Source organism: Variovorax sp. Soil_C_33 (genome assembly GCF_057656935.1).
Map to the genome: position 1 here is coordinate 1 of NZ_JBDGJK010000045.1, position 621 is coordinate 621.

Genomic DNA, 621 nt, shown 5'->3' on the forward strand with positions numbered 1-621 from the left:
ACGATGGCGACGTCGACCTGCGCCGGCAGCTCGCACGAGCGCGGCACGAAGGCGGGCGCCGAATCGGTCCAGTAGGAGTCGAGCTTCATGGCGTGCGGCCGGTGGAGGAAATCAGAGGCCGACGACGCCGGGCAGGCCGCCGATGTCCTTGATCTCGGTGTAGCGGTAGGCGGGATTGCCCGGGCCGTGGCCGCGGTTGACGAACACCTTGTTGACGATGCCCAGGTCGTCCGCCGACATCAGGTCGTAGCGCAGGCTGGAGGACACGTGCAGCACGTCCTCGGGGTTGCAGCCGAGCGAGTCGAGCATGTATTCGAAGGCCTTGAGCCGCGGCTTGTAGGCCTGGGCCTGCTGCGCGGTGTAGACGCGATGGAAGGGCGCGCCGAGCATGGCCACGTTCTTCTGGATCTGGTTGTCCGAGGCGTTCGACAGGATGACCAGCGGGATCTCCTTGGCGATCTTGGCGAGGCCGGCGGGCACGTCGTCATGCGGGCCCCAGGTGGGCACCGCGTCGTAGTACTTCTGTGCCTCGTGGTCGAGGTACTGGATCTTCCACTTCTTGCAAAGCCGGCGCACCGCGTTCTTCAGCACCACCTCGTAGGGTTGCCAGTCGCCCAGCAC

At 66.2% G+C, this 621-nt stretch carries 1 protein-coding gene; it reads right to left on the bottom strand.

The window, feature by feature from the left end:
* Positions 1–111 precede the first annotated feature (111 nt).
* Positions 112–621 (bottom strand): haloacid dehalogenase type II (locus AC3A6B_RS29835; RefSeq protein ID WP_487840242.1); only part of this gene is annotated, 510 nt, incomplete at its 5' end.